We start from the raw sequence: 25944 nt of genomic DNA on the forward strand, positions 1-25944 counted from the left end.
TCCTACCCAAACTAGCAACTTAAAACTCTCAATAATATGAAAAAACTAGTATTTCTTTTTTTCTTCGGAATCTTGGCTTGTAGTACTCCAAAAGAAAAAACACAAATTGTTGAAGCTTCATGCGGACAATGTAAATTCGGATTAAAAACCCAAAACGGATGCGATTTAGCAGTTAAAGTTGATGGACAAGCCTATTTTGTTGATGGTGCTCACATAGACGATTATGGAGACTCTCATGATGAAAATACCGGTTTTTGTAATGTTGTTAGAAAAGCTGAAGTTTCTGGAAAAGTAGAAGATGGAAGATTTAAAGCTACTTCTTTTAAAATTTTAGAAGAATAGTTTTTAGATTTTTAGAAACAAGATTTCTAGATAAAAACATAAAAAAATCCGAAGTAGAAAACTACTTCGGATTTTTTTATTTAATTTAATCTCAAATTAAGGAGCTGGGTTCGGAATTGCTTTGTGCACCGCTTCTATTTCTGCTAAAATGTCTTCTGACAATTCAATATTGATAGAATTTATATTTTCTTTTAACTGACTCATTTTCGTAGCCCCAATAATATTACTCGTTACAAATGGTAACTGGTTAATGTAGGCTAATGATAACTCTGTTAATGTCAATCCGTGTTTAGTTGCTATTTTTTGATACGCTAAAACCGCTTTTTCTGAACCTTCATTTTTATATCTAGCGATAAACCTTGGAAATAAGGTTCCTCTCGCTCCCTCTGGAGTTTTTCCATCAATATATTTTCCTGTTAATACTCCTTGTGCTAATGGAGAATACGCTAGTAAGCCAATATTTTCTCTCATAGAAACCTCAGACATTCCCACTTCAAATCCTCTATGAATTAACGAGTATGAGTTTTGAATCGTAACCATTCTTGGCAAACCGTGTTGTTCTGCTGTTTGCAGATATTTCATCGTTCCCCAAGGAGTTTCGTTAGACAAACCTACCTGCTTTATCTTTCCTTGTTTTACAAAATCGTTCAAGGTTTCTAAAATCTCTAAATGCTTTTCAGCTTCTTTAGTAGAAGTTTTATACGGATAATCACGCACTCCAAAACAGTTCACTCCACGATCTGGCCAATGTAACTGATACAAATCAATATAATCGGTTTGTAAACGTTTTAAACTACCTTCAATCGCTTCAGATATATTTTTTCTATTGAAACCACCTGTTCTGATGTGTGCCGTATAATCTCCACCTCCAGCGATTTTAGACGCCAACACTACTTTTCCTCTGTTTCCTGTTTTTTTGAACCAAGAACCTATAATTTTTTCCGTAGCTCCGTATGTTTCTGGGAGTGCTGGCACAGGGTACAATTCCGCGGTATCAAAAAAGTTTACCCCTTGTTCTAAGGCATAATCCATTTGTTCGTGACCGTCTGCTTCTGTATTTTGTCGACCCAAAGTCATTGTTCCTAAACAAATTTTAGAAACTTTTACATCTGTATTGGGTAGTGTGGTGTATTTCATTCTTTATATCGTTTAACTGTTGAATTGTGTAATTGTTTAAAAAAGCCAACATAATAAACACTTCTACAATTACACTTTTAAACTTTTATTTTAAAAGTTGTTGATTTGAAAATTAGCGAATTAACTCATTTTCAAATTTGCTAATTAAGAATTGCTTCAATTCCTGGTAAGGTGCGACCTTCTAACATTTCTAGCATCGCTCCTCCACCTGTAGACACATAACTCACTTTATCAGCAAATCCGAATTGTTTTACAGCAGCAACTGAATCTCCTCCACCTACTAACGAGAATGCTCCTCTTTTAGTTGCTTCTTCAATTGCATTTCCTAAACCAATGGTTCCTTGTGCAAACTTTTCCATTTCAAAAACTCCTAAAGGACCATTCCATAAAATTGTTTTTGATTTTACGATAACTTTAGCAAATTTTTCAACGGTTTTAGGTCCGCAATCTAACCCCATCCATCCATCAGGAATTTCATTTGTGTCTACTACTTGTGTATTCGCATCGTTTGAAAAAGTATCTGCGATAACTGCATCTACAGGTAAATGAATTTCTGTATTATTCTCTTTTGCTTTTGCTAAAATTTCTAACGCTAAGGCTAACTTATCCTCTTCAACTAATGAGTTTCCAATCTTACCCCCTAAAGCTTTGATAAACGTAAACGTCATACCTCCGCCAACAATAATATGATCTACTTTCTCAATAATATTTTCAATCACGCCAATTTTAGACGACACTTTCGCGCCTCCTAAAATAGCCGTTACTGGTTTTTCTGAATTGTTTAATACCTTATCAATACTTTCAATCTCCGTTGCTAATAAGTTTCCGAAGCATTTATTTTCTGGAAAAAATTGTGCAATAATTGCAGTAGATGCGTGTGCCCTGTGAGCAGTACCAAAAGCGTCATTTACATATACATCTCCACATTTAGATAATTGTTCGGCAAAGGCAACATCTCCTTCTTTTTCTTCTGGATAAAAACGTAAGTTTTCTAGTAATAAAACTTCTCCGCTTTTTAAATTTGCTACTGCCTCTTCAACTGCTGAGCCTATACAATCATCAACAAATTTCACTTGTACACCTAACACTTGTGTTACTTTGCTAACAATATGACGTAACGAAAACTGATCTTCTTTACCTTTCGGACGTCCTAAATGCGACATTAACACACAGCTACCACCGTCTTCTAAAACTTTAATAATGGTTGGTTTTGCTGCTTGAATTCTTGTATCGTCTGTTACTTCAAAAGTATCGTTTAAGGGTACATTAAAATCTACACGGATTAATGCTTTTTTATTTTCGAAATTGAAATCGTTTAATGTTTTCATTTTAAGTTGTATTCTATAGTTGTGTTCTGTTTCAGCTAACAAAAATAATTATTTAAATCTGATTGGTTTCTATTCTTTTTGAGCTTTCAATCTTTTATCTTTGTTAAACTTACATATCTATATGAGCACGACTTCTATAAAAATATCTTCGGAAAAACTTAATTTACAAGAATGTTACGATTTTGTAACTGATCCTTCTTGTGGTGGAATTGCTGTTTTTGTAGGTACTGTTAGAAATGCTACTCAAAACAAAGAGGTTACTCAACTTGATTTTTCTACCTACAAACCTATGGCAATTAAGGAAATGCAGAAAATTGCAGATGCTGCTTTGGAAAAATTTGGAGTAAAAAAGATTGCCATTCATCATGCAGAAGGTTTGTTAACTATTGGTGATATTCCCGTAATTATTACAGTTTCTTCTCCACACAGAAAAGCTGCTTTTGAAGCTTGTCAGTATGTCATTGACACCTTAAAAGAAACGGTACCTATTTGGAAAAAAGAATTTTTTGAAGATGGAGAAGTTTGGGTGAATGCGCATCCTTAAAAATGTTATATTTGATATTAAGTCATTTCTAATAATGTAAATGCATAACAATCTTTATTGGGGCATTAGCTCAGTTGGCTAGAGCGTCCCGATAAGTCGGAGGTTTGGTGTTCGACTCCGATATGCTCCACTTTTTTATCTTTAAATCATGATTGAGTTCACAACTGTAACCCACCCAACAGAATTGCTTCAAATACAAGAGTTGCAACAACAAAACTTGCCCGAAAAATTATCAGAAACAGATAAAAAAGAACAGGGATTTGTTACGGTTCGTCATGATTTAGAATTGTTGCAAAAAATGAACGATGTACACCCACATATTATTGCAAAAAGTAATGGTACTGTTGTTGGTTATGCTTTGTCAATGTCTAAAATTTTTAGAAATGACATCCCTATTCTCATTCCTATGTTTGATGAAATAGATACTACTTCAGAAGGCACTAAACCTTATATTTTAATGGGACAAGTTTGTATAGACAAACATTACCGAAGTAAGGGTGTTTTTAGAGGGTTATATGCTAAAATGAAAGAGGAATTCACTGAAATATACGACTCTATTATTACTGAAATTGACGAAAAGAATACTCGATCTGTCAATGCGCACAAAGCAATTGGTTTTAAAACTTTAAAAACCTACACAAGTAACAACCAAGATTGGGAAATTGTACATTTAACTATTTAATACGGTAAATCAGTAGCTTCTACAAAGCTGAGTTCCGGATTGTATAGTTCGGTTAATATTGCTTTTATTTCAATCATAAATTCTTCCAACCTTTCTTCTGTAATAGCATTATCAGGTTTTCTATAATTGGATGAGAAATTCATCTGTAAAAAACCATTTTTTAAATTTTTAAACGAATAAATACCTGCTTGAATATCTTGTGTGTTATCATGAGTTGAATTGTACATATACGCATACAAAAGAACCTGAATAGCTTTGTGGTATTTTAAATCACGTATCACTTCAAAGTCGATTACTTTTAAGTTTGTACTATCAACCATCCCTGTTTTATAGTCAATAATTCGAGTAACACCGTTGAGCTCATCAATTCGATCGACAATTCCTTTTATTTTTATAGGAAAATCAATTCCTTCCACCTTTATTTCTGAAGATAACTCCTGCTCTGTAGCGATTATTTTTAGTTGATTGTTCTCATCCTTCAACAGTTGTTTTTCCTTTAATAAAAAATTCTCTACAAAACGATTGGCTACTTCAAAAATCAATCGGTTTTTACCTGTGGTTACATCCCCATTTTTAAAATGTTTCGAAAAGTAAAAAGTGATGAGTTTTTTAGTTTTTTGCTGCATTCTTTCAACATCATGTACTTGTAGAAACTTCCCTATAAATGGTTTGTACAACTCTTCTAATGTATCGTGTACTACTGTTCCCATTGTATTGGCCGCAACAGTTTCTTCTACATCCTCTAACTCATTTATTTTTAATATTTTCTGTTTATAAAATGCAATCGGATTGTATAAATAATTAGTCAAAGCTGATGGAGAAATTCCTTTTTGAGCTATTTCTCGCAAACGCTCCAACACTTTTTCGTCCTTTTGAATTTCCTTTAATTGAATAGGTGACGTAACTACTTTTGGGCTGATAATCTTTTCAGTAATATCGTCTCGCATCATTTCTAACTGCGTTACAAAACGACTTTTTTCTCCACTTCCAAACACATCATGTTCGGTATTGTATAAAATGTAAATGTTTTTAGCACGTTGTAACAATCTAAAAAAGTGGTAGGAAAACAGCGCGTCTTTTTCTCTGTATGTTGGTAAACCAAACTCTATTTTTACATCAAAAGGAATAAACGTGTTCTGTTGATGATTTCCTGGCAAAACTCCTTCATTTACTGAAGTGATAATTACATTTTCAAAATCTAGTACACGTGTTTCTAATACTCCCATTAACTGTAATCCTTGTAACGGTTCTCCTTGAAATGATAAACTTTCTGATTGTATTAGTTGCCTAAAAAATTGATGTAAGGTTTTTAAATCTTGTACATAACCAAATTCATTATGCAAGTTTTGCAACTGAGTAAACGCTGTATAAAATCGGAATAAATATTCTTTTTCCAACTCATTGGCTTCATCTTTCAACAAGTTGATCAACTCAATAATTCTGTTTAAAAACTCACTAATTGATACAAACGAATTGAAAATAGTAACTATTCTTTCTTTAATCTCCTTACTAACTGGAGAAAGAAATGTTATGATTTCTTCTTGATTAATGAAGGTATTATTCTCTTTAGCTACTGTTTCTGAAAGCACATCTGCAATGTTTGTTTGCTCATCTTTCTGTAATAATCGATAAATAGTAGCATCCTTTACCAAGCGTACCACATCTTTATGATAAAAAAGGTTTTCTTCCTTCTTTTCTAACTTTTCTTGATTAAGAAATAATTGAAAAATAGCAAAGATTAAACTCGTTGTTGGAATATCTTTTAGTGGATATCCCATCGTAATATTAATCGCATCTACACTTGATGGCAACGAATTCAACGTAATTGGCAACAGTGTTTCATCTGCCAAAACCAACGCTGTGTTATTATAATTAGGAAGTTTTTCTAAAATCTCTCCTGCATATTTTATCTGTGTGATATTTTTAGATGCTCCAATTACCTCAATATGTTTGCTTTCTGAAAAATAGTCTTTAATCGTTTGAATTGGGTGCTGCTGATAATACTTCCATCTAGTTTTATACTTTCTTAAAAAACTTCCTGCTTGATGTTGACTTTCAAAAAACGTTTTGTCAATATCCCAATAGGCTTCTGCATTTCCATTCAACAAAAATTGTTCAAATAACAATTCTTCCGCAGCATTTAACGCATTAAACCCTATAAAAAAGTATTTCTTTTGTTGATTTCTATGGATGAAATCCGCTACTTTTTTAGTTGATTCTCGATATAAAACTCCTTGATATCCGATATTGTTTTCAACCAAAAATTGATAAAAAGCATCGTAATATTTGTTCAACTTTTCCATAAAAGAAAAGTGATCTTTCATCAGTTCAGTTTCTTTAAACTCTCCTTTTACCGACCATTTTCGTAAGCGATGAATATCTCGTAAATACACAAATATCTCTCGTGTGTTAATCAAATGTTGATCGATCTCATTAAAATCTTGCAACACTGTAAATGCCCACGATGAAAACACATCAAAAGAATCTGGATTTTCTTCTTGTTCTTTATAGATTGTATAAAAATGGAAAAGTAGCTGAACAGCATCAATCTTTTTCATTTCAGAAACTTCTTCAACAAAATTACCAACATTGATAATCTCTGGTAAAAAACCTGCTGAAATTTTCTTTTTAAACGTTTCTTTTACAAAAACTCCTGCCCTTTGTGAAGGCAATATAAACACAACATTTTCAAACGATTTGGTGTTTTGTAAAATAGTATCTAACGTTTCTGAAATAAAAGACTGCATATTTTTTAGAGTAAAAAGGTATTAGGCGTTAGGCGAAAGGAAAATCGGTTGTTTTCTTTTACCCAAATCGAAAGTACAATTTTTATCCTATTTTTGATAATACAAACGGTGCATATTCATGAATACAACGAATATTTTAAAAGTAGCTTTGATTCAATCAGATTTGGTTTGGGAAAATCCATCAGAAAATAGAAAACGATTTGAAGAAAAAATCAGTGGTTTGTCAGATAAAATTGATTTAGTCGTTTTACCTGAGATGTTTACTACAGGATTTACTATGAATGCTTCAATTGTTGCTGAAACTATGGAAGGTGAAACGGTACAATGGCTACAATATTTGGCTCAAAAAAAATCCACAGCTATTGTAGGTAGTATTGTTATTCGTGAAAATGATTGTTTTTACAATCGTTTGTTGTTTGTGCATCCTTCAGGAAACATAGATTCATATAACAAAAAACACACCTTTACACTGGCAGGTGAACATGAGGTATTTTCTGCAGGAACTGAAAGAACCATCGTTGACTACAAAGGATGGAAAATTTGTCCGTTAATTTGTTATGATTTACGCTTTCCTGTATGGGCTAGAAATACTGAAAATTACGATTTATTACTATATGTAGCTAGTTGGCCTAAGCCTCGTATTGAAGCATGGGACAGCTTATTAAAAGCTCGCGCAATTGAAAACATGAGCTATACCATTGGTGTAAATAGAGTAGGAGTAGACGTTAACGGTTATGAATATACTGGTAATACGGTTTGTTACGATACTCTAGGCAATTGTTTTGCTAAAAACAACCAAGGAACTGAAGAAGTATTGATAGTAGAATTAAATAAAGAAGCACAAACGAAAATTCGTGATCGATTTTGTTTTTTAGATGACAGAGATGCCTTTGTTATTAAAAAATAACGTCATTACGAGGAATTTATGACGAAGTAATCTGTTTATAGAATAACTATAAACCAGAAGATTACTTCACTACCGTTCGTAATGACGCTACTTAATCAGTTTATGCAGGAATCATCCATTTAAAATTGAACTTTGTATCAGGTACTACGATACGTTCTGTGATTCGGTACATTCTGTCTGGTAATTTCATTAAGAAATCACGTGCTTTTTCTGCTTCTGGAGTTAAATTGGTGATTTTATCAATTTCCCAAGTTTCATTCAACTTTTTAAGAATGTCAACATAGTCAAAGCCAGTGTATACACCTATTCTTTGCGCTACTGTTGAGAAATCATCAAACAAACTTCCTTTTTCTCCAAAAGACTCTCTTAAATGCATTGCAGGCATTACAATTTTGTGTTTCATCATGTGTTGAAACGCCAACATCATTTCACTTGGATCTATCTTAAAGATTTCTTTTACAAACTCTGTATACGCTAGGTGATGACGCATTTCATCTCCCGCAATAATTCGAGACATTTTTGCCAAGGCTTTGTGCCCCTTTTTCTTGGCTATTTTTGCCACATTTAAATGTGAAACATACGTTGCTAGCTCCTGAAAACTTGTATATACAAAGTTTTTATAAGGGTCAGTAGCTGTACCAATATCAAATCCGTCTGCTATTAAATGCTGTGTAGATACTTCTACTTCTCGCATATTCACTCTTCCTGAAAGATATAAATATTTGTTTAACACATCTCCGTGACGGTTTTCTTCCGCTGTCCAAGCACGAATCCATTTTGCCCAACCATTATCTGGTTGTTGTGTAACTCCGTCTAAGTCTAATAACCACGACTCATACGTTGGCAAAGCTTCTTCAGTAATAGTATCTCCAACTAAAACCACCCAAAAATCATCATCAAGTTCTTTTGAAAGTTCTTGAATTTCTTTTACTTCATCAATAAAAGAATCTTTTTGTGAATTGGGGAGAAAATCGGTTGGCTGCCAAATTCTTTCGATTGGCATCAAGAATTTGTCTACAAAACTGTCAATGTTTTTTTCCAGCGTTTGCATTACTTCCTTTCTAATGTTTTGTATCGACATAATTTAAGGGTTTATATTTATTGTTGTTTGTTTTGTTTAATATATAGCAGACTTTACAGCTGCTTCTGTTTTTGCTATTAACTCATCAAACGGTAAACTGTTTACTTTTATAGGTTCGTGAGTTTGGATCTTTATAGGACTTCCTATTCCTAATGGAAATTTTCCATATTTAAATACTTTCCACGAATTATTGATTGATAAGGGTACCACATACGCTTCTGGATTGTATTTTGCAATCATTTTAAGTCCGTTTACAGAGAATGCCTTTGGTTTTCCTGTTCTGCTTCGGGTTCCTTCTGGAAAAATAGCTGCAGACCAGTTATTTTCATTAATTCTCTTAGCAAACTTTCCTAATTCTGATAAGGCTTGTTTAGGGTCTTTTCTATCAATTAAAGCAGCCCCCCCGTATTTTAAATTGAAGGAAATGCTAGGAATTCCTTTTCCTAGTTCTTTTTTTGATACAAATTTTGGGTAGTATCTTCTAAGATACCAAATAATTGGCGGAATATCAAATGTACTTTGATGATTGGCTACAAAAATTAAGGTGGTATTTTCTGGTAAGTTGTGTTTGTTTTCAAATTGAACTCGAATTCCTAAAATCAATAATGATTTAACAAGAAACCAATTCATGATATTTACTACATTTTGATGTCCTTCTTGACCAAAAAACTTCAACCCAATCCATTGTATTGGATGAAAAATTAACAATAGCGAAAAAAACACCAATGCAAAGATTGATGAGAAAATATAACTTAAAATCTTCATTCTATTTAGTTGTTTTGTTGTTTGCTAGTTTTGTTTTTTTAAGAACAAAATGTCGTTTAGAAAACATACTGATTTCATTCTTAAAACTTTACTAGTGCGTAAAAATAAAAAATCCCGCGAAAGCGGGACTATAATTTTATCTTAAAACCAGTTGCTCCAAGGAATTCTTGAGAGAATTAGTAGTAAAGCCAATCCGTAAAAGATGGCAAAGGTTTTAAACTTAGCTTCGCTTTTTACTTGTTTTTTGTGTTTAGACCATCCAATTGTTATTAATACAATAGCAATTATCATCATTAATGGATGCTCTACAGCTAGTAATCTTGCTGCTGATTCTTTCATTACTTCTCCTCCATTAGCTTTTAAAGCTTTATACCAAGGAGACATAAAATACCATCCTAAACCAATTAATAATTGAATATGAGCTGTTATTAATGTAAATAACCCTAAACGGAACTCTTTGTGGGTAAATTCTTTTTTTTGTACTAATCCTATAATAGCATTTACTACCGTAAATATTAAAACTGCTAATACAACGTATGCCCAATAAGAGTGTAATGTTTTCATCATGATTTTTAAGTTTTATATCTGTAAAAGTACTGATTTTTCTGCATAAAAAAACCACCTCAATTGAGGTGGTTTAAATTTACTTTCAGTTTGAAATTACTTAAAGATATATCTTAAACCTACTTGCATTTGCCAACGAGATGAGTTTAATCCTGAATCATCTACAGAATAGATGTTTGTTGCATCAGGATTAAAGCTAAACTCAGGAGTTGTTCCATTAATTCCTTCTGTTCTTAAAATAGAAGCTTCTCCAAAGTTAGATACAAACTTTCTTGTACCCCATTCTTTATTTAATAAGTTAGTAAAGTTGAAAATATCGAAGGTTGCTTGTAAAGTATGTTTTTTCTTACCTAAATTTAAAGAGAAATCTTGAATTAACTTCATATCAACTACATGACTCCAAGGTCCAAACTGAGCATTTCTTTCTACATATTGACCGCGACGTGTTCTTAAATACTCATCATTTTCAATATAATTATTTAATCCTTCCCATTGTTCAGCTGCTGTTAAACCGTTAGCTCCATCAACTAATACAATATCACTAGCGTCTACAGGAACATACATTAAAGCATTATCTCTTGAATCATCATTTAATAAATCTCTTCCCTCTCTATAAACATATGAAAAAGGAGATCCTTGTTTACCTTCATAAACAAAAGAGATAGCAGTTTTTAAGTTTTCATTCCACTTATACTCATAACCAACATTTGCTAAAACTCTATGACCTTGAGCAAACTGAGATCTCGCTAGTTCAGATCTATTTTTACCATTTACAGATAATTGGTTTCTCCATTGAGAACTGTTTTGAGAGCTTGTTCCCTCAAAAATGCTTTTAGAGTCTCCATAACTATATGTTACACTACCATTGAAACCATAAATAGGGGTTTTTCTTAAAGTTATAGAAGTATTCCAAGAATGACCTTTATTAGTGTTTGAAGCTAAATATATACCGTCATAAGTTGAGTCAATTCTATCGCTCCTATTCCATAATGGTCTATTATCACCCGTTCCTGTAAGAGTTTGAGTTGGGTTTTTAAGATTGATGTTTTGATAATAAATAGCCTTTAAGTTATCGTTATATAAAGCGTCTACGCTTAAAATAAACCCTCCAGGTAATTTTTGATCAACTGCTAAGTTATATTTTACTACTTGAGGTAATTCAAATGAAGGTGCAAATAAGTCTATATTTCCTCCTACTTGTCCACTTCCAGGAACAGCATCAACTGGTTGAGAATTTACATCTGGGTTAAATGAAGCTACCCCATTATTTGTAAAATAATAACCTCCTGTTATACCGTTATTGTTATATGTACCTCCTGGCCACACCAAAGGTAATCTAGATACGAAGATACCAAATCCTCCTCTAATTTGAGTTTTAGACTCACCTTTAACATTCCAATTAAATCCTAATCTCGGAGAAAAATATAGTTTTGTATTAACTTTCTTACCAACCCTAGCTCCTTGTAATCTACCTCCTAATAAAGCTGCGGTTCTTGTATTAAAGTCATCATTAGCTACACCGTCTTCCCATAATGGAATATCTAAACGTAAACCTGCTGAAAACTTAAAGTTATCTGTAATATCAACTTCATCTTGGATATAGAAACCTAATTGAGATGTAGCAAATTCTGAAGCTCCACTAGAAGAGTCTCCCACACCAGGAGCCAACAAAGAATACCCTCGTTGGTAGTTAGACGGTGCTCCTCCCGCTATAAAATCAGCTACAGAATCGTACTCATAATAACCAAAATTATTTGCAAAAAATAAGTTTTTTGCTGAAGCAAACTCATTATGTGTTCCTATTGTAAACTTATGTCTTCCAGAGAAAATCTCAAAATTGTTTGTTATTGTAAGAATATCTTGCTCTAACAAGTTTGCTGTTGAGTATTGTTCTGATCCTAAACGAATAGTTCCATCTCCATCATCAATTCTTACATAAGGGAAAGGGTTACCAAAAGGGTCTCTATCATCTCTAACCGAAGTATAACCCACAACTAAATTGTTTGAAAACTTATCATTAAATCTTGAATTAAACTCTAACGACGTAGAATTAGTTTCTGATGGAAAAAAGATAGCAGAATTATAGAAATTTATGGTAGAGTTTGTAGATCTACTAGCATTAACTTGTTCAGCGTTAACATAAGAGTGTTTTAACGATAATTTATGCTTATCATTTATATTCCAATCTAATTTCGCAATAAATTTATGACTACTTAATTTATCCGTGTTATTTGCATACCCTCCTGGGTTATAACCATAAGTATTTTGTAAAAAGCTGCTTAAGTTCTCTAAATCAGCTGCAGAAGAAGCTCCATTATAATTAGCAATATCATAAGGCTGTGGAGTTTCATCATCTTGCCTTTCATAGTTTACGAAGAAAAATAATTTATCTTTAATTATTGGACCTCCAACTCTTGCTCCATAAGTTAAAGCAGTAAACTCGTCTAATTTCTTGCGATTATTTTCTGAAATAGCGTATGGAGTTTTACCCGCTAAGCTTTCATTTCTTACAAAAGCATAAGCAGATCCTTCAAATTCATTTGTTCCTGATCTTGTTATTGCACTAATAGCACCACCAGAAAAACCAGAAATTTTCACATCAAAAGGAGCTACGTTAACTTGAAATGATTCTATTGCATCAACAGAAAATGGGTTTACTCCTGTTTGACCTCCATTTGTTCCTGAAGCTGCTAACCCAAAAACATCATTGTTTACAGCACCATCAATATAAATAGCATTATATCTATTATTTTGACCTGCTATTGAGATAACATTATCATCTGTAATTTGTGCTTGAGGTGTCAATCTAACAAAGTCAGCTATACCTCTAGATACAGAAGGTAAATTTTGAATTTGTTTTTGAGAAATAGTTGTTTCTGATCCATTTTTATCAGATCCAAAAACACCGTTATTCTGAGCTGTAATTACTACTTCTTCTAAAGTATTAGCGTCTTCTACCATTACAACTGTAAATCTTTTAGATTCCCCTAAACCTAAAACAACATTACTTTGCTCGTAATTTTTTAGACCAACAAAAGAAATAGTAACCGTATAAGGTCCTCCTGATTTCATGTTAGTAATTCTAAAATAACCATCAAAGTCGGTTGATGCACCATACTTTGTTCCTGTCGGTGTGTGAACAGCAACAACATTCGCTCCTGGTAAAGACTCTCCAGTAGGATCTGTTACTTTCCCTCCAATGGAAGAAGTTGTTACTCCTTGCCCTAAAACCGTAGCTGTTGCAAAAAACAAAGCTACAAGTAATACATTTTTAAATGTTTTCATTTTTTAATCTAATTGTTATTAAATGCAGGTGCAAATATCCTGCTTTTACATATGGCTAATATTAAATTAATGTTAAGTTTTAACAAGAATTTAAGACGCTTTAAGTTAATAAAACTGAAAAACAAATCTGATTACCAGTCAATTATATATCAACAGAGTTGTTAACAAAACCTAATTATAAGTTAAAGAAATAAAAATAAATACGATTGACAGAAGTTTAATCGTTAACTAAGTTCTTTTGAGCCAATTCTTTTCCTAGTTCTACTCCAAATTGATCATATGAAAAGATATTCCATATTACTCCTTGAGTAAAAATTTTATGTTCGTAAATAGCTAATAACATTCCCAAAGTATAGGGCGACAGTTTATCGAACAGCATAGAATTACTTGGATGATTCCCTTTAAAAACTTTATATGGTAAAAGTTGATTTATTTGACTTGCTTGACCATTTAATTTCAACTCTAAATGAGCTTCTTCTTTTGTTCTTCCAAAAGCTAGTGCGTCTTGTTGAGCATAATAGTTTGCCATCAATTTCTCATGATGGTCTTCAAAGTCGTATAATGGTTCTCTAAAACCAATAAAATCCGATGGAATTAATTTGGTACCGTGGTGTAGTAACTGCATGAACGCATGCTGGGAGTTTACACCTGTTCCTCCCCAAATAATAGTTCCTGTTTGGTAATCGACTTCATCTCCATTTCTATCAACATTTTTACCATTACTTTCCATTATAGCTTGTTGTAAGTGCTCTGGAAATTTTGCTAAATATTGACTATAAGGAAGTACTAATTCTGTTTCAGCATCAAAAAAATTGTTATACCAAATACTTAGTAAAGCTAGTAAAACAGGGATATTTTCATCAAAATTAGTTGCTCTAAAATGTTCATCAACTTTTTCTGCTCCTTTCAATAACTCTTTAAAATTATCAAATCCAACAGACAAACAAATTGACAAACCTACGGCTGACCAAAGGGAGAATCTGCCTCCAACCCAATCCCACATCGGAAATACATTTTTCTTGTCAATTCCAAAACTATCAACAGCTTTCATATTACATGAAACTGCCACAAAATGTTTAGATATGTCAAAAACTGTGGCTGATTTCAAAAACCAATCTCGAATGGTATTTGCATTACTCATTGTTTCTTGAGTCGTAAAACTTTTTGAAACAACAATAAATAAAGTCGTTTCTGGATTAACCTTTTTTAAAATCTCAAAAACATGATCTCCATCAATATTAGATACAAAATGAGTATTTAGCTTATTTTTATAAAACTGAAGTGCTTCAACAACCATTTGAGGTCCCAAGTCTGATCCTCCAACACCTATATTAACAATATCTGTAATAGCTTTTCCTGTAAAACCTTTCCATTTTCCTGAAATAACTTTATTACTAAAAGCTTTCATTTTACGTAAAGCCGTTTGGATTTTAGGTTTTACATCTTTTCCTTCTACAAAAACTGGAATATCAGAACTGCTTCTTAAAGCTGTATGTAATACTGCCCTATTTTCAGTAACGTTAATTTTATCTCCTGAAAAGTATTTTTCAATAGCATCTTTTAGTTCCGCTTCTTCAGCCAATGAAACCAATAAATCTATCGTTTCTTGAGTAATTCTATTTTTAGAAAAATCAACTTGTAATTCATCTAAACTAATAGAAAACTCTTCTTTTCTGTTCTTATTTTTAAGAAACAATTCTTTCAACTCATACTCTTTTGCTTGTTGAAAGTGTTTTGTTAATTTTTCCCAAGCAACAGTTTCAGTTGGCTTTATGTTAAGTAAAGGCATAGTTAATTCGTAGCTAATATTTCTTTTTCTTTAAATGAAAGAGGTTCTGGTTGAGGGAATTGTATACTATCTAATTGTCTTTTCAACGGTTTTATAAACTCAAAATACGTAGGTTTAATTTCTGCTGCCAAAGGTTCTGCTGAAGGAAGTTTTTCTCTAAACGGGTCTACTTGTCTACCATTTTTCCAGAAACGATAACACACATGCGGACCACTCGTATTTCCTGTCATTCCTACCCAACCTATTATATCTCCTTGTTTTACGTAATCTCCAACACGCACATTACGTCTCTTCATATGTAAATATTGAGTTGTATAGGTGCTATTATGTTTAACCTTTACGTAATTCCCATTACCTCCTCTTCTGGCAGATTCTACAACCGTTCCGCTAGCGGTGGTCATAATTTCTGTTCCATAAGGTGCAGCAAAATCAGTTCCTTTGTGTGCTCTTACTTTATTACCATATAGCTTAATCCTCCTTCTTAAATTATATCGTGAAGAAATTCGGTATTGAAATTTAATTGGAGATTTTAAAAAAGCTCGACGCAACATATTCCCATCTTGATCATAATACTCAGGAATTTGTTTAATTGAATCAGCAACAAATTTATACGCATATAAATCTTCTCCTCCATGACTAAAAACAGCTGCTTTTACTTCTCCATAACCTACAAAAACAGTGTCATTTATAAATTTTTCTTCATAAATTAACTTGAACTTATCTCCTCTTTGTAATCGATAAAAATCTAATGTCCACGCATAAATATCTGCAACCGTATTCGTAAGCGTAGGTTTTAATTGTAAACTATCCATCGTAACCGAAAGATTTGAATAAATTTTACCTGCTATTTCTTTCTGTACCGTTTTAATCGGTTTTCTGTACTTGTACGCTGAAATTATAGAATCTTTAAAATCAATAATTGTAGCTTCAACTTTGTTGTGTTTATAAATAAAAACTTTGGCTTGTTCTAAGGTATCTTTAGATGCTAAAATGGTGTATGCTCTTCCAGATCGAACTCTTCTTACATCAAAAGTATCTTTAATTTTTGTAGCGATTTCATTTATTTTAGGATACATCACACGATGTCTATCCATAATTACTCCAAAACTTTCGCCTTCCTTAATCGTATCGTTAATAACAGTAAAATTATCTAAATTAAAACCGTAAGCTATAACTGGCTCTGGTTCTTTTATCTCAACGGGTTCTGTTATAACTACTTTCTTTTCTTCTTTACAAGAAAACAGAAGTAAGGCGATAATAAATGGAAGGATTATTTTTTTCAAAAAAAAGCTACTTTAGATTTGAGTTTATGCGCAAAAGTACAAATAAATAGTATTTTTTCTTACACTTTAACAATTCATAAACAGCATATATTACTTTTTTAATCTACAACAATTTCAAAAGGGTTTGCTAAACCTTTATATGCATCTAAATCTGCACGCAATGAACCAACAGCTAAAGAAGCTCTCATCTTGATAGGTATTTTATTATCATCTGCTGAAATCCAAATAGTTACACTTTCTTTTTCCTTGAAAACTCTACCTGCTTGAACTAAAGGTCTAAACTTTTGGGTTTTTACTTTACCAAACTTTGTTTTAACCGTTTCGTTGCCTAAAAAACGTAATTTGAACGGATAACTTTTATTATCAAAAAACATATCGAGTTCAATTTCTTCACCTTTTTTCATGTTTTCTGTATCTTGACTTCTTAAGAAATAAAAGGTAGAAATCATATCTTGAGGGGATTTTACTGAAATCAATGTATCTTTTTGTTTCAAAAAATCTTGAACGTATGCCGTATTTTTTTGATGGTTAAAAGTTATATGACGATTCTTTTTATGCCCACCTTCATCAATTTTTCTTTTGAATAAATACGGTTGAACTTTATCAATTCCAAAATAACTCTCATACCTGTCTTCAACCTTAAAAAACCAGCTAATAACTCCTGTTGTTTTTCCAGTTCCTACAGCATGAAGCACTTTTTTATTATTTAAGTTCTTCTCCTTTAATTGTAAAACAGCCGTTCCTGCTTTTAAAAATCCGCTATAACTCATATCAAATCGTAACCACTCACCGCTCTTATATGCTACAGGGTTTTCTTGCGCAAAGAAACTTTGCACAACGACTAAAAACGTAAAAAATAATATTCTTTTTCTCATAATATTCAAACTTATGAAAATTGATAAACAATTACTATTCCAAAAATCAAAAAAGCTGTTTAACGGAACATTAAACAGCTTTTATTTTATTGTTATACTGGTTAAAAAGTTCCCCAGTTTTTTAATTCTTCTTCACTCCATAGATATGGGAAGAAAATTCTTCTCTGATATTTAGGATGCAAATACTTACGCCAGTTACTACCACCAGTAGCTTCTATATCACCTTCTTCACCTCCAAGGTATTTTCCTGCGGCATTGTAATGAGCCATTACCCATTTTACATTTACAGTATAATCATAATGACGCATTGCTTTGATTAACGTTTCATCATTTTGAACATCATCTGGTAATTGTTTGAATTTTTTTGAAAGGTTACAATCATTATAATCTTCCATAAAATCGATAAAATCACCCATATACTTCTTTTCAAACAACGTTAATAAGGTGGTTTTTTGACCTGTGGTGTAGTTTTTTCCTGCTGCTTGCCAATACAAATGATCGTAAGCATTTTTAAATGATGAATTTCTATCAATCGTATCTCTATAACGAGCATCTATCAAATTAATCAAATCTGTTGATGCAAACTCAATTTTACGATATTGTGCGCTTTGAAAACCACTTGCAGGTGTAAGTGTGTTACGGAATTTTAAGTATTGTTCTACATCCATTCCGTCACCCATCACTGTAAACGAACTACACAACATATCAAAATAGCGGCTAATACGCATTAGATGTTTAGAAAACTTTTCTGCTGTAATTTCTTCAGATTTTGCTACCTGATCAATTTCCCACAAAATCATTTTGAACAATAATTCGTTTACTTGATGATACATGATAAACACCATTTCATCAGGTAATGTTGTTCTTGGAATCTGTAACCCTAAAAGTGCATCTGTTTGTATATAATCCCAATAAGTTATAGGTTCGCTCCAAAGTAATCCTTCAAGCATTGCTTCTACAGGAACACCTAACTTATCGTATTTTTCTTCTATTGCTTTTAATATTTCTTCTTTGCTCATTTTACATTTGTTTGAGAAAAAAGAAAAGAGAAAAGAGAAAATAGACAGTAAAACCATCTATTTTCTTTTCTCTTTTTTCTATTATCTATTAGTCTATAACGTTCCTCTTAATTCTTGCTCTCTTTCGATTGATTCGAACAACGCTTTAAAGTTTCCTGCTCCAAAACCACGAGCCCCCATACGTTGGATAATTTCAAAGAATAACGTAGGACGATCTTCTACTGGTTTTGTAAAGATTTGTAATAAATACCCTTCTTCATCAGCATCAATCATAATTCCTAGAGATTTTAGCTTTTCAATATCTTCTCTTAACTCGTGACTAAATTCTTCTAATCTTCCTGGAACTGCTTTGTAATATTCTTCTGGTGGAGTTGATAAAAATTCTACCCCTTGAGATCTTAATTGACTTACTGTTTTTATAATATCATCAGTAGCAACAGCAATGTGTTGTACTCCTGCTCCTTCATAAAAATCTAAATATTCTTCAATTTGAGAACGTTTTTTTCCTTCAGCTGGCTCGTTAATTGGGAATTTGATTCTTCCGTTTCCGTTAGACATTACTTTACTCATTAAAGCCGAATATTCTGTATGAATTTGTTTGTCATCAAATGATAAGAAGTTTTCAAATCCCATTACATCTTCATACCATTTTACCCAAACATCCATTTGATTCCAACCCACATTACCAACCATATGATCGATATATTTTAATCCTGCTGTTGGTGGATTATAATCTGATTCCCATTTTTGGAAACCTGGTAAAAATGTTCCGTTGTAATTTTTACGCTCTACAAACATATGAACTGTTTCTCCATACGTGTAAATTCCCGCTCTTACAACTTCTCCGTGCTCATCTGTTTCAACAGTTGGCTCCATGTATGATTTTGCTCCTCTTGAAGTTGTTTCTTCATAAGCTTTTCTAGCATCTTCAACCCAAAGTGCTACTACTTTAACTCCATCACCATGTTTTACAATATGCTCATTAATTGGTGACTTACTGTTTAAAGGAGTCGTTAGTACTAATCGGATTTTATCTTGTACTAATACATAGCTTACTTCTTCTTTTGAACCTGTTTCTAGTCCTTTATAGGCTAACGATTGAAACCCGAATGCTGTTTTATAAAAATGCGCTGCTTGTTTTGCATTTCCTACATAAAACTCTACATAATCTGTTCCTAAAAGTGGTAAGAAGTCTTGCGCTCCTTCAAATATTTTTTCTAAACCGTAGTTTACTGATTTTATTTCCTTACTCATGATGTGATAATTTGTTGATTAGCGAATTAGCGAATGTTTTTGCTAAGTAACTCAACTACTAATACGTTTTGAGCTGCTAATTATTTTGTTTAAAATTTTAATAATTGTATTTAGTTTCTCTATTAGTTTACCTGGATTAGGATATGAATCTAGATTTTCACATAAAAACAACCAATATTCGGTTTCATCAGCCTCTTTTAAAGCTATTTTCATTTTGTGAATGAAATCAGCTTTACTTTCAGCATTTTGTGCTTCTTTAACATTAGCTCCTATTGATGTTCCTGATCGAATAATTTGTTTAGCTAAAACAAACTTTCTTTTTTCTTCTAGTGATTCCGAATATCTGACTATTTCAAGGGAAAACTCAAAGGTTTCTTTTAAAATAGGATTATTTTGATACTTATCACTTTTCGAAAAAATCATCATTAGCTCATTTCCTAATTATCAAATTAACTAATTACTCCTCTAACCAAGATTTGTAATAATCTTCATCTGCTATTTTCATAGCTTCTTCGGTTACTTTTAACGGTTTAAAAGTATCAACCATTACGGCTAGTTCTTCAGTTACAGTTTCACCGATACTTCTTTCAGTAGCACCTGGATGTGGTCCGTGAGGAATTCCTGCTGGGTGTAACGATATATGTCCTGGAGCAATATCGTTTCTACTCATAAAATCACCATCTACATAATACAATACTTCGTCAGAATCAATATTACTGTGGTTGTATGGTGCTGGGATAGCCTGCGGGTGGTAGTCGTATAACCTTGGTACAAAACTACAGATTACAAAAGCATCTGTTTCAAAAGTTTGATGCACTGGTGGCGGTTGATGAATACGCCCTGTTATTGGTTCGAAATCGTGAATTGAAAATGCATACGGATAGTTATATCCATCGTATCCAACCACATCAAATGGATGTGTTGCGTACACCATTTCAATAATTTCATCTTGTTTTTTTACATTGATAACGAAATCGCCTTTTTCATCATGCGTTTCTAACTCTTCTGGTCTACGGATATCACGCTCACAAAATGGTGAATGTTCTAATAATTGCCCAAACCAGTTACGGTATCTTTTTGGAGTGTATACCGGACGATATGATTCTACGATAAATAATCTGTTATCTTCCGTATCGAAATCTAATTTATAAATGATTCCACGAGGAATTACTAAGTAGTCTCCGTATTTGAAATCTAAATTCCCTAACATCGTACGTAATTTCCCAGTTCCTTTGTGGATGAAAATTACCTCATCTGCATCTGTATTTTTATAAAAGTAATCTTTGGTAGATTCTTTTGGGGCCGATAAAATGATATTACATTCAGAATTAGTAAGAACTACTTTCCTACTTTTTAAGTAATCATTTTCTGCTGGAACTTGAAATCCTCTGAAGCGATACGATTGAATATTGTTTTCTTTCGCTACTTTAGGCGCAATAGAGTATTGCTTACGAATTTCTTTGACCATTGTTGGTCTGTATTCATGATAACTGTTGGTTGACATTCCGTCGAAACCAATTGTACCAAATAATTGTTCGTAATATAAACTTCCGTCTTCTTTACGAAATTGTATATGTCGTTTATGTGGAATTTTTCCTAATTTATGATAAAAAGGCATACTTGATAATTTGATAATTAATTAATGTGTTAATTTGATAATTAACTCCTTTTTTAACTAACTAGTTGCAACTATTCAGGGTTGCGCTTTATCATAAATTTTAAATGTGATAAAAGGTCTAACCAATACATTTCTAGAACTTTAGTTGTTGTTCTACAAATATACAGAAAAGTGTGGTTTTTTTATTAACTTTCAGGAGCTAATTCTACCTCTAAACCATCTAAATCTGGTGTAATTTGTATTTGACAACCCAATCGGCTATTGTCTTCTACATAAAAAGCTTCGGCTAGCATTGCTTCTTCATCATCTCCCATTTCTGGTAATAAGTGATCAGATTTAACATAGCATTGACATGATGCGCACATTGCCATTCCGCCACAAATACCAATAGTTCCTTCTGGAGCTAATTCGTACGAACGAACTACCTCCATTAAGTTCATTGCCATGTCTGTTGGTGCTTGTACCTCGTGAGTAACTCCGTCACGATCGGTAATTTTTATAGTAATATCTTGTTCCATCTTACAAATTCATTTTTTTTCGAAGTGTTTTCGCTCTTTTATCTTCCCCATCATGTGTCCAACCTGGTGAATTGAATATATAATTCAGTTTGTCGCTCCATTTATAAGCTCTTTTGACATCACTCCAAATAGCAGCGTATTCATGCGTTGCTACTTTTACGGGATTAAAGGTTTCAATATTAACTGTAAGACCATATACAGGTTTATCAACTTCTTTTAATTCTTCTGAAAAGGTACCAAACATACGATCCCAAACAATTAAAATTCCTGCATGATTACAATCTAGGTAACGAATATTAGAAGCATGGTGCACTCTATGATGTGAAGGTGTATTGAAAATGAATTCAATAGGTTTTGGCAGTTTATCTACCAATTCTGTATGCACAAAAAACTGATAAATTAAACTGATTCCCATCATCGTAAACATCATTAAAGGATCAAATCCTAATAACGGAATCCACATCCAAAAGAAAAATTTATGAATACGTTCACCGACTCCTTGGCGTAACGCTGTTCCTAAATTCATATGCACTGACGAATGATGTGGTACATGACCTGCCCAAAACAAGCGTACTTCGTGATTTAAACGGTGGAACCAGTAATAAGCAAAATCATCAGCCAACAACAATAAAATCCATGCCCACCATTGACGTTGTACAATACCTTTTAATGGGCTAATTTCATGCAAGTAGAAAAAAGCCACAAATGCTAAGATTTTTGGAATAAATTCAACAATAGCAGAAAACACCATCATTAACATTGATACTCTGGTATCTTTACCATGATATTTTTCTTTTGCTATTCGGTATTCCACTAACATGGAAATGAAAAATATAGGCAAAGCGAAGTACAATAATCTGTCTTCGGATAATTGCTGTATGTATTCAGTTAATGTCACGCTTAATTTATCGCTTTTACAACTGCTTTCGGAGCTTCTTTTCTAGTACCATCAAAACCATCAACACCACCAACTGTGGTATATTTCATCACATATTTTTTATCTGGATGAATACGTTGGAAAGCACTCTGACACATTAAGGTCGCTTCGTGGAATCCACATAAAATCAACTTTAACTTTCCTGGATATGTATTTACATCACCAATGGCATAAATACCTTCTACATTGGTTTGATAATCTAAAGCATTATTTACTTTAATGGCATTTTTTTCAATCTCTAATCCCCAATTGGCAATTGGTCCTAACTTTGGTGCCAATCCAAATAATGGAATAAAATGATCACATGCTAAAGTAAATGGTTCTTTATCTTTTTGCTCAACTACAACGCCTTCTACCTTACCTTCACCAACAATTCCTGTTACTTCAGCTGGTGTAATAAGCATTAATTTTCCTTCGTCTTTTAACTCTTGTACTTTATCAACTGAATCTAAGGCCCCTCTAAATTCATTTCTTCGATGTATTAATGTTACCGATTTAGCCACATCAGTTAAGAAAATAGACCAATCTAAAGCAGAATCTCCACCTCCCGCAATTACTACATCTTTACCACGATAAATTTCTGGTTCTTTAATCATGTACTCAACTCCTTTGTCTTCAAAGTCAGCAATATTTGGAATAGGTGGTTTACGCGGTTCAAAACTTCCTAAACCTCCTGCAATTGCTACTACTGGTGCTTGGTGTTTTGTTCCTTTATTGGTGGTAACGATAAACGTTCCGTCCTCTTGTTTTTCAATCGTATCTGCACGTTCTCCTAAGGTAAACCCTGGTTCAAATTGTTTAATTTGTTCCATTAATTTATCTGTCAAATCTCCTGCTAAAATCTCTGGATATGCAGGGATATCGTAAATAGGTTTCTTTGGATAGATTTCTGAACACTGCCCACCTGGTTGTGGTAAAGCATCAATTAAATGACAACGTAATTTTAATAATCCTGCTTCAAAAACCGTGAATAATCCTGTTGGTCCTGCTCCAATAATTAATATGTCTGTTTGTATCATTTTAGTTACAAAATTGTCTTTTTATATTGACAATTCCTGCCTTGGTATCTAAGACAGGAATGTTTTATGCGTTAGTGATTGATTGACTTGTTTGGCTCTCCTCTTTTTTTAAACTGAAAAGCTAACGACGAAAGCACATTCGAGCACCCAAAATTACAGTAATAATTCAGTTTAAAACCTGACTTTTATCAGTTAAGCTACATTTATTACCTCTTTAATTTCTGGTGCATATTTTTTGATAGTAGCTTCCACTCCGTTCTTTAAGGTCATCTGATTAACAGAACAACCACTACAAGCTCCTTCTAACTGTACTTTTACCGTATTATCTTCAATAGATAACAACTTGATATTTCCTCCATCACTTACTAAGAATGGACGAATTTCCTCTAAAGCTTTTTCTACGTTATTTCTTATGTCTGTTGTTGCCATAATAAGCCCCTCTTAATCTCCCCAAGGGGAGAAACTCAAAACAGGGTTTCTGAGTTTTATTTATACTTTCTTAGCACATTACATGTAGTGAATCCTACTATAACACTCACTTTTTCCCTCCCTTTGGGAGGGATAGGGTGGGCTTTATTTTGTGCTACAACCACTCATTGTAGTAATTCGTACTACTTCTGTTGGTGGTAAATTAGCATTTCTTTTTAATAGTTGTGAAACCATTTCTTTAGTTGCCTCTGTAAAAGCTTCTGCTAGTGGTGTGTTTTCTTGTAAAGCTACTGGATGTCCAACATCTCCTGCTTCACGTATGCTTTGTACTAATGGTATTTCTCCTAAGAAACTAGTTTCAATATCTTCAGCTAAACGTTTAGCTCCTCCTTCTCCAAAAATATAATATTTATTATTAGGAAGTTCTGCTGGTGTAAAATACGCCATATTTTCAACGATACCTAATACTGGCACGTTAATACTTTCTTGTTTAAACATTGCCACTCCTTTTTTAGCATCTGCTAAGGCAATGTTTTGCGGTGTACTTACCACAACTGCTCCGTTAATTGGTACTGCTTGTACTATTGATAAGTGTACATCACCTGTTCCTGGAGGTAAGTCGATTAGTAAGAAGTCTAACTCTCCCCAATCTGCATCAAAAATTAATTGATTTAATGCTTTTGAAGCCATTGGTCCACGCCAAATTACTGCCTGATTAGGATCAGTAAAGAACCCTAATGATAATAATTTTACTCCGTAACTTTCAATAGGCTTCATTTTTGAGCGTCCATTTACATTTACCGCTAATGGTTTTTCTCTTTCAACATCAAACATTAAGTGTTGAGATGGACCATAAACATCGGCATCTAACACTCCAACTTTAAAGCCCATTTTTGCTAATGAAACCGCCATGTTTGAGGTAATGGTAGATTTTCCTACTCCTCCTTTTCCCGAAGCTATAGCAATAATGTTTTGAATGTTAGGAATTTCCTTTCCTCTAATTTGATTTGGGTTTTCTTTTTGTTGAACCTCCACCTTCACATTCACTTTTACATCGATTTTTTGATCAACGTGTTCGTGAATTGCTTTCATAATTTCAACTTCTATTTTCTTTTTTGCTTGCAATGAAGGGTTTGAAATTGTTACATCAACAATTACTTCATTTCCAAAACTTACAACGTTAGTTACATTTTCGTTTTCAATTAAGCTTTTACCTTCTCCTGGCGCTGTAATTGTTTCTAACGCTTTGTATATATCTTGTTTTTTAAAACTCATGTTTTAGGGTGTATACTTTGAGCAGCAAGCTTTAACCTTGTTGCTTATTTTTATTTAATCTTAACTGCAAAGATACATTTTAGAGCGCAGAAAATAAAGTGTTTAGATAGCTAATATTTATGGTTTTATCAACTTGTTTTATAGACACAAATTCTGCGGATTAACTCTATTTTTAGAAATGTGAGATACAAACTTTTAAATAGCAAGAACTAGTGCAACTCTTCGCTCGGATTCCAAAATACCTTTTCAAAATCTTGAATTTGATTATCAATAACTTTTATCCCTTCGCTTTCTAGTAATTGCTGCATTAAGTTAGTTCCATCAAAATGATGTTTTCCTGTTAACAACCCTTTTCTGTTAACTACTCGGTGTGCTGGTACTTCTTTTTCTGAAGAATTATTCATTGCCCATCCTACCATACGTGCGGAACGAGCTGCACCTAAATAAGTAGCGATTGCTCCATAGCTCGTCACTCTTCCGTAGGGAATTAATCGAGCTACTTCATATACTTTTTCGAAGAAGTTTTTGTCTGTCATACCGTAAAGA

General features: G+C 33.0%; 24 protein-coding genes. 4 read left to right on the forward strand and 20 right to left on the reverse strand.

Annotation, left to right across the window (positions count from 1 at the left end; all coding sequences use genetic code 11):
* Window positions 1-36 precede the first annotated feature (36 nt).
* Complete coding sequence (locus ACR9ES_RS08100; RefSeq protein ID WP_435253840.1) at window positions 37-342, forward strand: DUF6370 family protein; 306 nt, start codon at window positions 37-39, stop codon at window positions 340-342.
* A 96-nt stretch (window positions 343-438) separates the two neighbouring features.
* Here the strand turns inward: ACR9ES_RS08100 and ACR9ES_RS08105 are convergent, their stop codons facing one another.
* A complete protein-coding gene (locus ACR9ES_RS08105) occupies window positions 439-1479 on the reverse strand; it encodes an NADP(H)-dependent aldo-keto reductase (RefSeq protein ID WP_435253841.1) in 1041 nt (346 codons plus the stop codon).
* A gap of 140 nt (window positions 1480-1619) precedes the next feature.
* Window positions 1620-2807, reverse strand: a complete 1188-nt coding sequence (locus ACR9ES_RS08110) for a phosphoglycerate kinase (RefSeq protein ID WP_435253842.1) — start codon at window positions 2805-2807, stop codon at window positions 1620-1622.
* Between the two features lie 121 nt (window positions 2808-2928).
* On the opposite strand from ACR9ES_RS08110, the gene ACR9ES_RS08115 reads away from it, so the two are divergent.
* The gene (locus tag ACR9ES_RS08115; RefSeq protein ID WP_435253843.1) at window positions 2929-3351 is read left to right on the forward strand and encodes a molybdenum cofactor biosynthesis protein MoaE; all 423 of its coding nucleotides are present in this window, start codon (window positions 2929-2931) and stop codon (window positions 3349-3351) included.
* 148 nt (window positions 3352-3499) lie between these two features.
* Window positions 3500-4033: a GNAT family N-acetyltransferase gene (locus ACR9ES_RS08120; protein ID WP_435253844.1), complete on the forward strand. Its 534-nt coding sequence runs from the start codon at window positions 3500-3502 to the stop codon at window positions 4031-4033.
* On the opposite strand, the gene ACR9ES_RS08125 is transcribed toward ACR9ES_RS08120, so the two are convergent.
* Window positions 4030-6780 (reverse strand): PD-(D/E)XK nuclease family protein, encoded by a 2751-nt coding sequence (locus tag ACR9ES_RS08125; protein ID WP_435253845.1) that lies wholly within the window; start codon window positions 6778-6780, stop codon window positions 4030-4032. The two genes, ACR9ES_RS08120 and ACR9ES_RS08125, sit on opposite strands and share 4 nt — an antisense overlap.
* 118 nt (window positions 6781-6898) lie before the next feature.
* Here ACR9ES_RS08125 and ACR9ES_RS08130 point away from each other — a divergent pair, with 118 nt between their 5' ends.
* Window positions 6899-7687, forward strand: coding sequence for an amidohydrolase (locus ACR9ES_RS08130; RefSeq protein ID WP_435253846.1), 789 nt, complete (start codon window positions 6899-6901; stop codon window positions 7685-7687).
* Between the two features lie 100 nt (window positions 7688-7787).
* Here the strand turns inward: ACR9ES_RS08130 and ACR9ES_RS08135 are convergent, their stop codons facing one another.
* The 17 genes from ACR9ES_RS08135 to ACR9ES_RS08215 all read right to left on the reverse strand — a co-directional run bounded on the left by ACR9ES_RS08135 (window position 7788) and on the right by ACR9ES_RS08215 (window position 25934).
* Entirely contained in the window at window positions 7788-8768 is a 981-nt protein-coding gene (locus ACR9ES_RS08135) for an acyl-ACP desaturase (RefSeq protein ID WP_435253847.1), read from the reverse strand.
* A 36-nt stretch (window positions 8769-8804) separates the two neighbouring features.
* Window positions 8805-9533 carry a lysophospholipid acyltransferase family protein gene (locus ACR9ES_RS08140; protein ID WP_435253848.1) on the reverse strand — a complete coding sequence of 243 codons (729 nt, stop codon included), beginning with the start codon at window positions 9531-9533 and terminating at the stop codon, window positions 8805-8807.
* A gap of 141 nt (window positions 9534-9674) precedes the next feature.
* Window positions 9675-10097 carry a hypothetical protein gene (locus ACR9ES_RS08145; RefSeq protein WP_120186089.1) on the reverse strand — a complete coding sequence of 141 codons (423 nt, stop codon included), beginning with the start codon at window positions 10095-10097 and terminating at the stop codon, window positions 9675-9677.
* A gap of 96 nt (window positions 10098-10193) precedes the next feature.
* On the reverse strand, window positions 10194-13382 hold the full coding sequence (locus ACR9ES_RS08150) for a TonB-dependent receptor (protein WP_435253849.1): 3189 nt from the start codon (window positions 13380-13382) through the stop codon (window positions 10194-10196).
* A 217-nt stretch (window positions 13383-13599) separates the two neighbouring features.
* On the reverse strand, window positions 13600-15171 hold the full coding sequence (gene pgi / locus ACR9ES_RS08155; RefSeq protein WP_435253850.1) for a glucose-6-phosphate isomerase: 1572 nt from the start codon (window positions 15169-15171) through the stop codon (window positions 13600-13602).
* A gap of 2 nt (window positions 15172-15173) precedes the next feature.
* A complete protein-coding gene (locus ACR9ES_RS08160) occupies window positions 15174-16454 on the reverse strand; it encodes a peptidoglycan DD-metalloendopeptidase family protein (protein ID WP_435253851.1) in 1281 nt (426 codons plus the stop codon).
* A 98-nt stretch (window positions 16455-16552) separates the two neighbouring features.
* Entirely contained in the window at window positions 16553-17329 is a 777-nt protein-coding gene (locus ACR9ES_RS08165) for a DUF3108 domain-containing protein (protein ID WP_435253852.1), read from the reverse strand.
* Between the two features lie 101 nt (window positions 17330-17430).
* A complete protein-coding gene (locus ACR9ES_RS08170) occupies window positions 17431-18348 on the reverse strand; it encodes a tryptophan 2,3-dioxygenase family protein (protein ID WP_435253853.1) in 918 nt (305 codons plus the stop codon).
* A gap of 93 nt (window positions 18349-18441) precedes the next feature.
* Window positions 18442-19602, reverse strand: a complete 1161-nt coding sequence (gene hppD / locus ACR9ES_RS08175; protein ID WP_028891719.1) for a 4-hydroxyphenylpyruvate dioxygenase — start codon at window positions 19600-19602, stop codon at window positions 18442-18444.
* 51 nt (window positions 19603-19653) lie between these two features.
* Entirely contained in the window at window positions 19654-20028 is a 375-nt protein-coding gene (locus ACR9ES_RS08180) for a four helix bundle protein (protein WP_435253854.1), read from the reverse strand.
* 31 nt (window positions 20029-20059) lie between these two features.
* On the reverse strand, window positions 20060-21220 hold the full coding sequence (locus ACR9ES_RS08185) for a homogentisate 1,2-dioxygenase (protein WP_435253855.1): 1161 nt from the start codon (window positions 21218-21220) through the stop codon (window positions 20060-20062).
* Window positions 21221-21405: 185 nt separating this feature from the next.
* Window positions 21406-21738: a ferredoxin gene (locus tag ACR9ES_RS08190; RefSeq protein ID WP_435253856.1), complete on the reverse strand. Its 333-nt coding sequence runs from the start codon at window positions 21736-21738 to the stop codon at window positions 21406-21408.
* A 1-nt stretch (window position 21739) separates the two neighbouring features.
* On the reverse strand, window positions 21740-22558 hold the full coding sequence (locus tag ACR9ES_RS08195; protein ID WP_435253857.1) for a sterol desaturase family protein: 819 nt from the start codon (window positions 22556-22558) through the stop codon (window positions 21740-21742).
* Between the two features lie 80 nt (window positions 22559-22638).
* Window positions 22639-23694 carry an NAD(P)/FAD-dependent oxidoreductase gene (locus ACR9ES_RS08200; protein ID WP_435253858.1) on the reverse strand — a complete coding sequence of 352 codons (1056 nt, stop codon included), beginning with the start codon at window positions 23692-23694 and terminating at the stop codon, window positions 22639-22641.
* A 192-nt stretch (window positions 23695-23886) separates the two neighbouring features.
* Window positions 23887-24123, reverse strand: a complete 237-nt coding sequence (locus ACR9ES_RS08205; RefSeq protein ID WP_435253859.1) for a NifU family protein — start codon at window positions 24121-24123, stop codon at window positions 23887-23889.
* A gap of 144 nt (window positions 24124-24267) precedes the next feature.
* Window positions 24268-25398 carry a P-loop NTPase gene (locus ACR9ES_RS08210; protein ID WP_435253860.1) on the reverse strand — a complete coding sequence of 377 codons (1131 nt, stop codon included), beginning with the start codon at window positions 25396-25398 and terminating at the stop codon, window positions 24268-24270.
* A 209-nt stretch (window positions 25399-25607) separates the two neighbouring features.
* The gene (locus ACR9ES_RS08215; RefSeq protein WP_274634210.1) at window positions 25608-25934 is read right to left on the reverse strand and encodes an MGMT family protein; all 327 of its coding nucleotides are present in this window, start codon (window positions 25932-25934) and stop codon (window positions 25608-25610) included.
* Between the last annotated feature and the right edge of the window lie 10 nt (window positions 25935-25944).

The sequence above is a fragment of the Tenacibaculum sp. A30 genome (assembly GCF_051200845.1).
Lineage (GTDB): Bacteria > Bacteroidota > Bacteroidia > Flavobacteriales > Flavobacteriaceae > Polaribacter.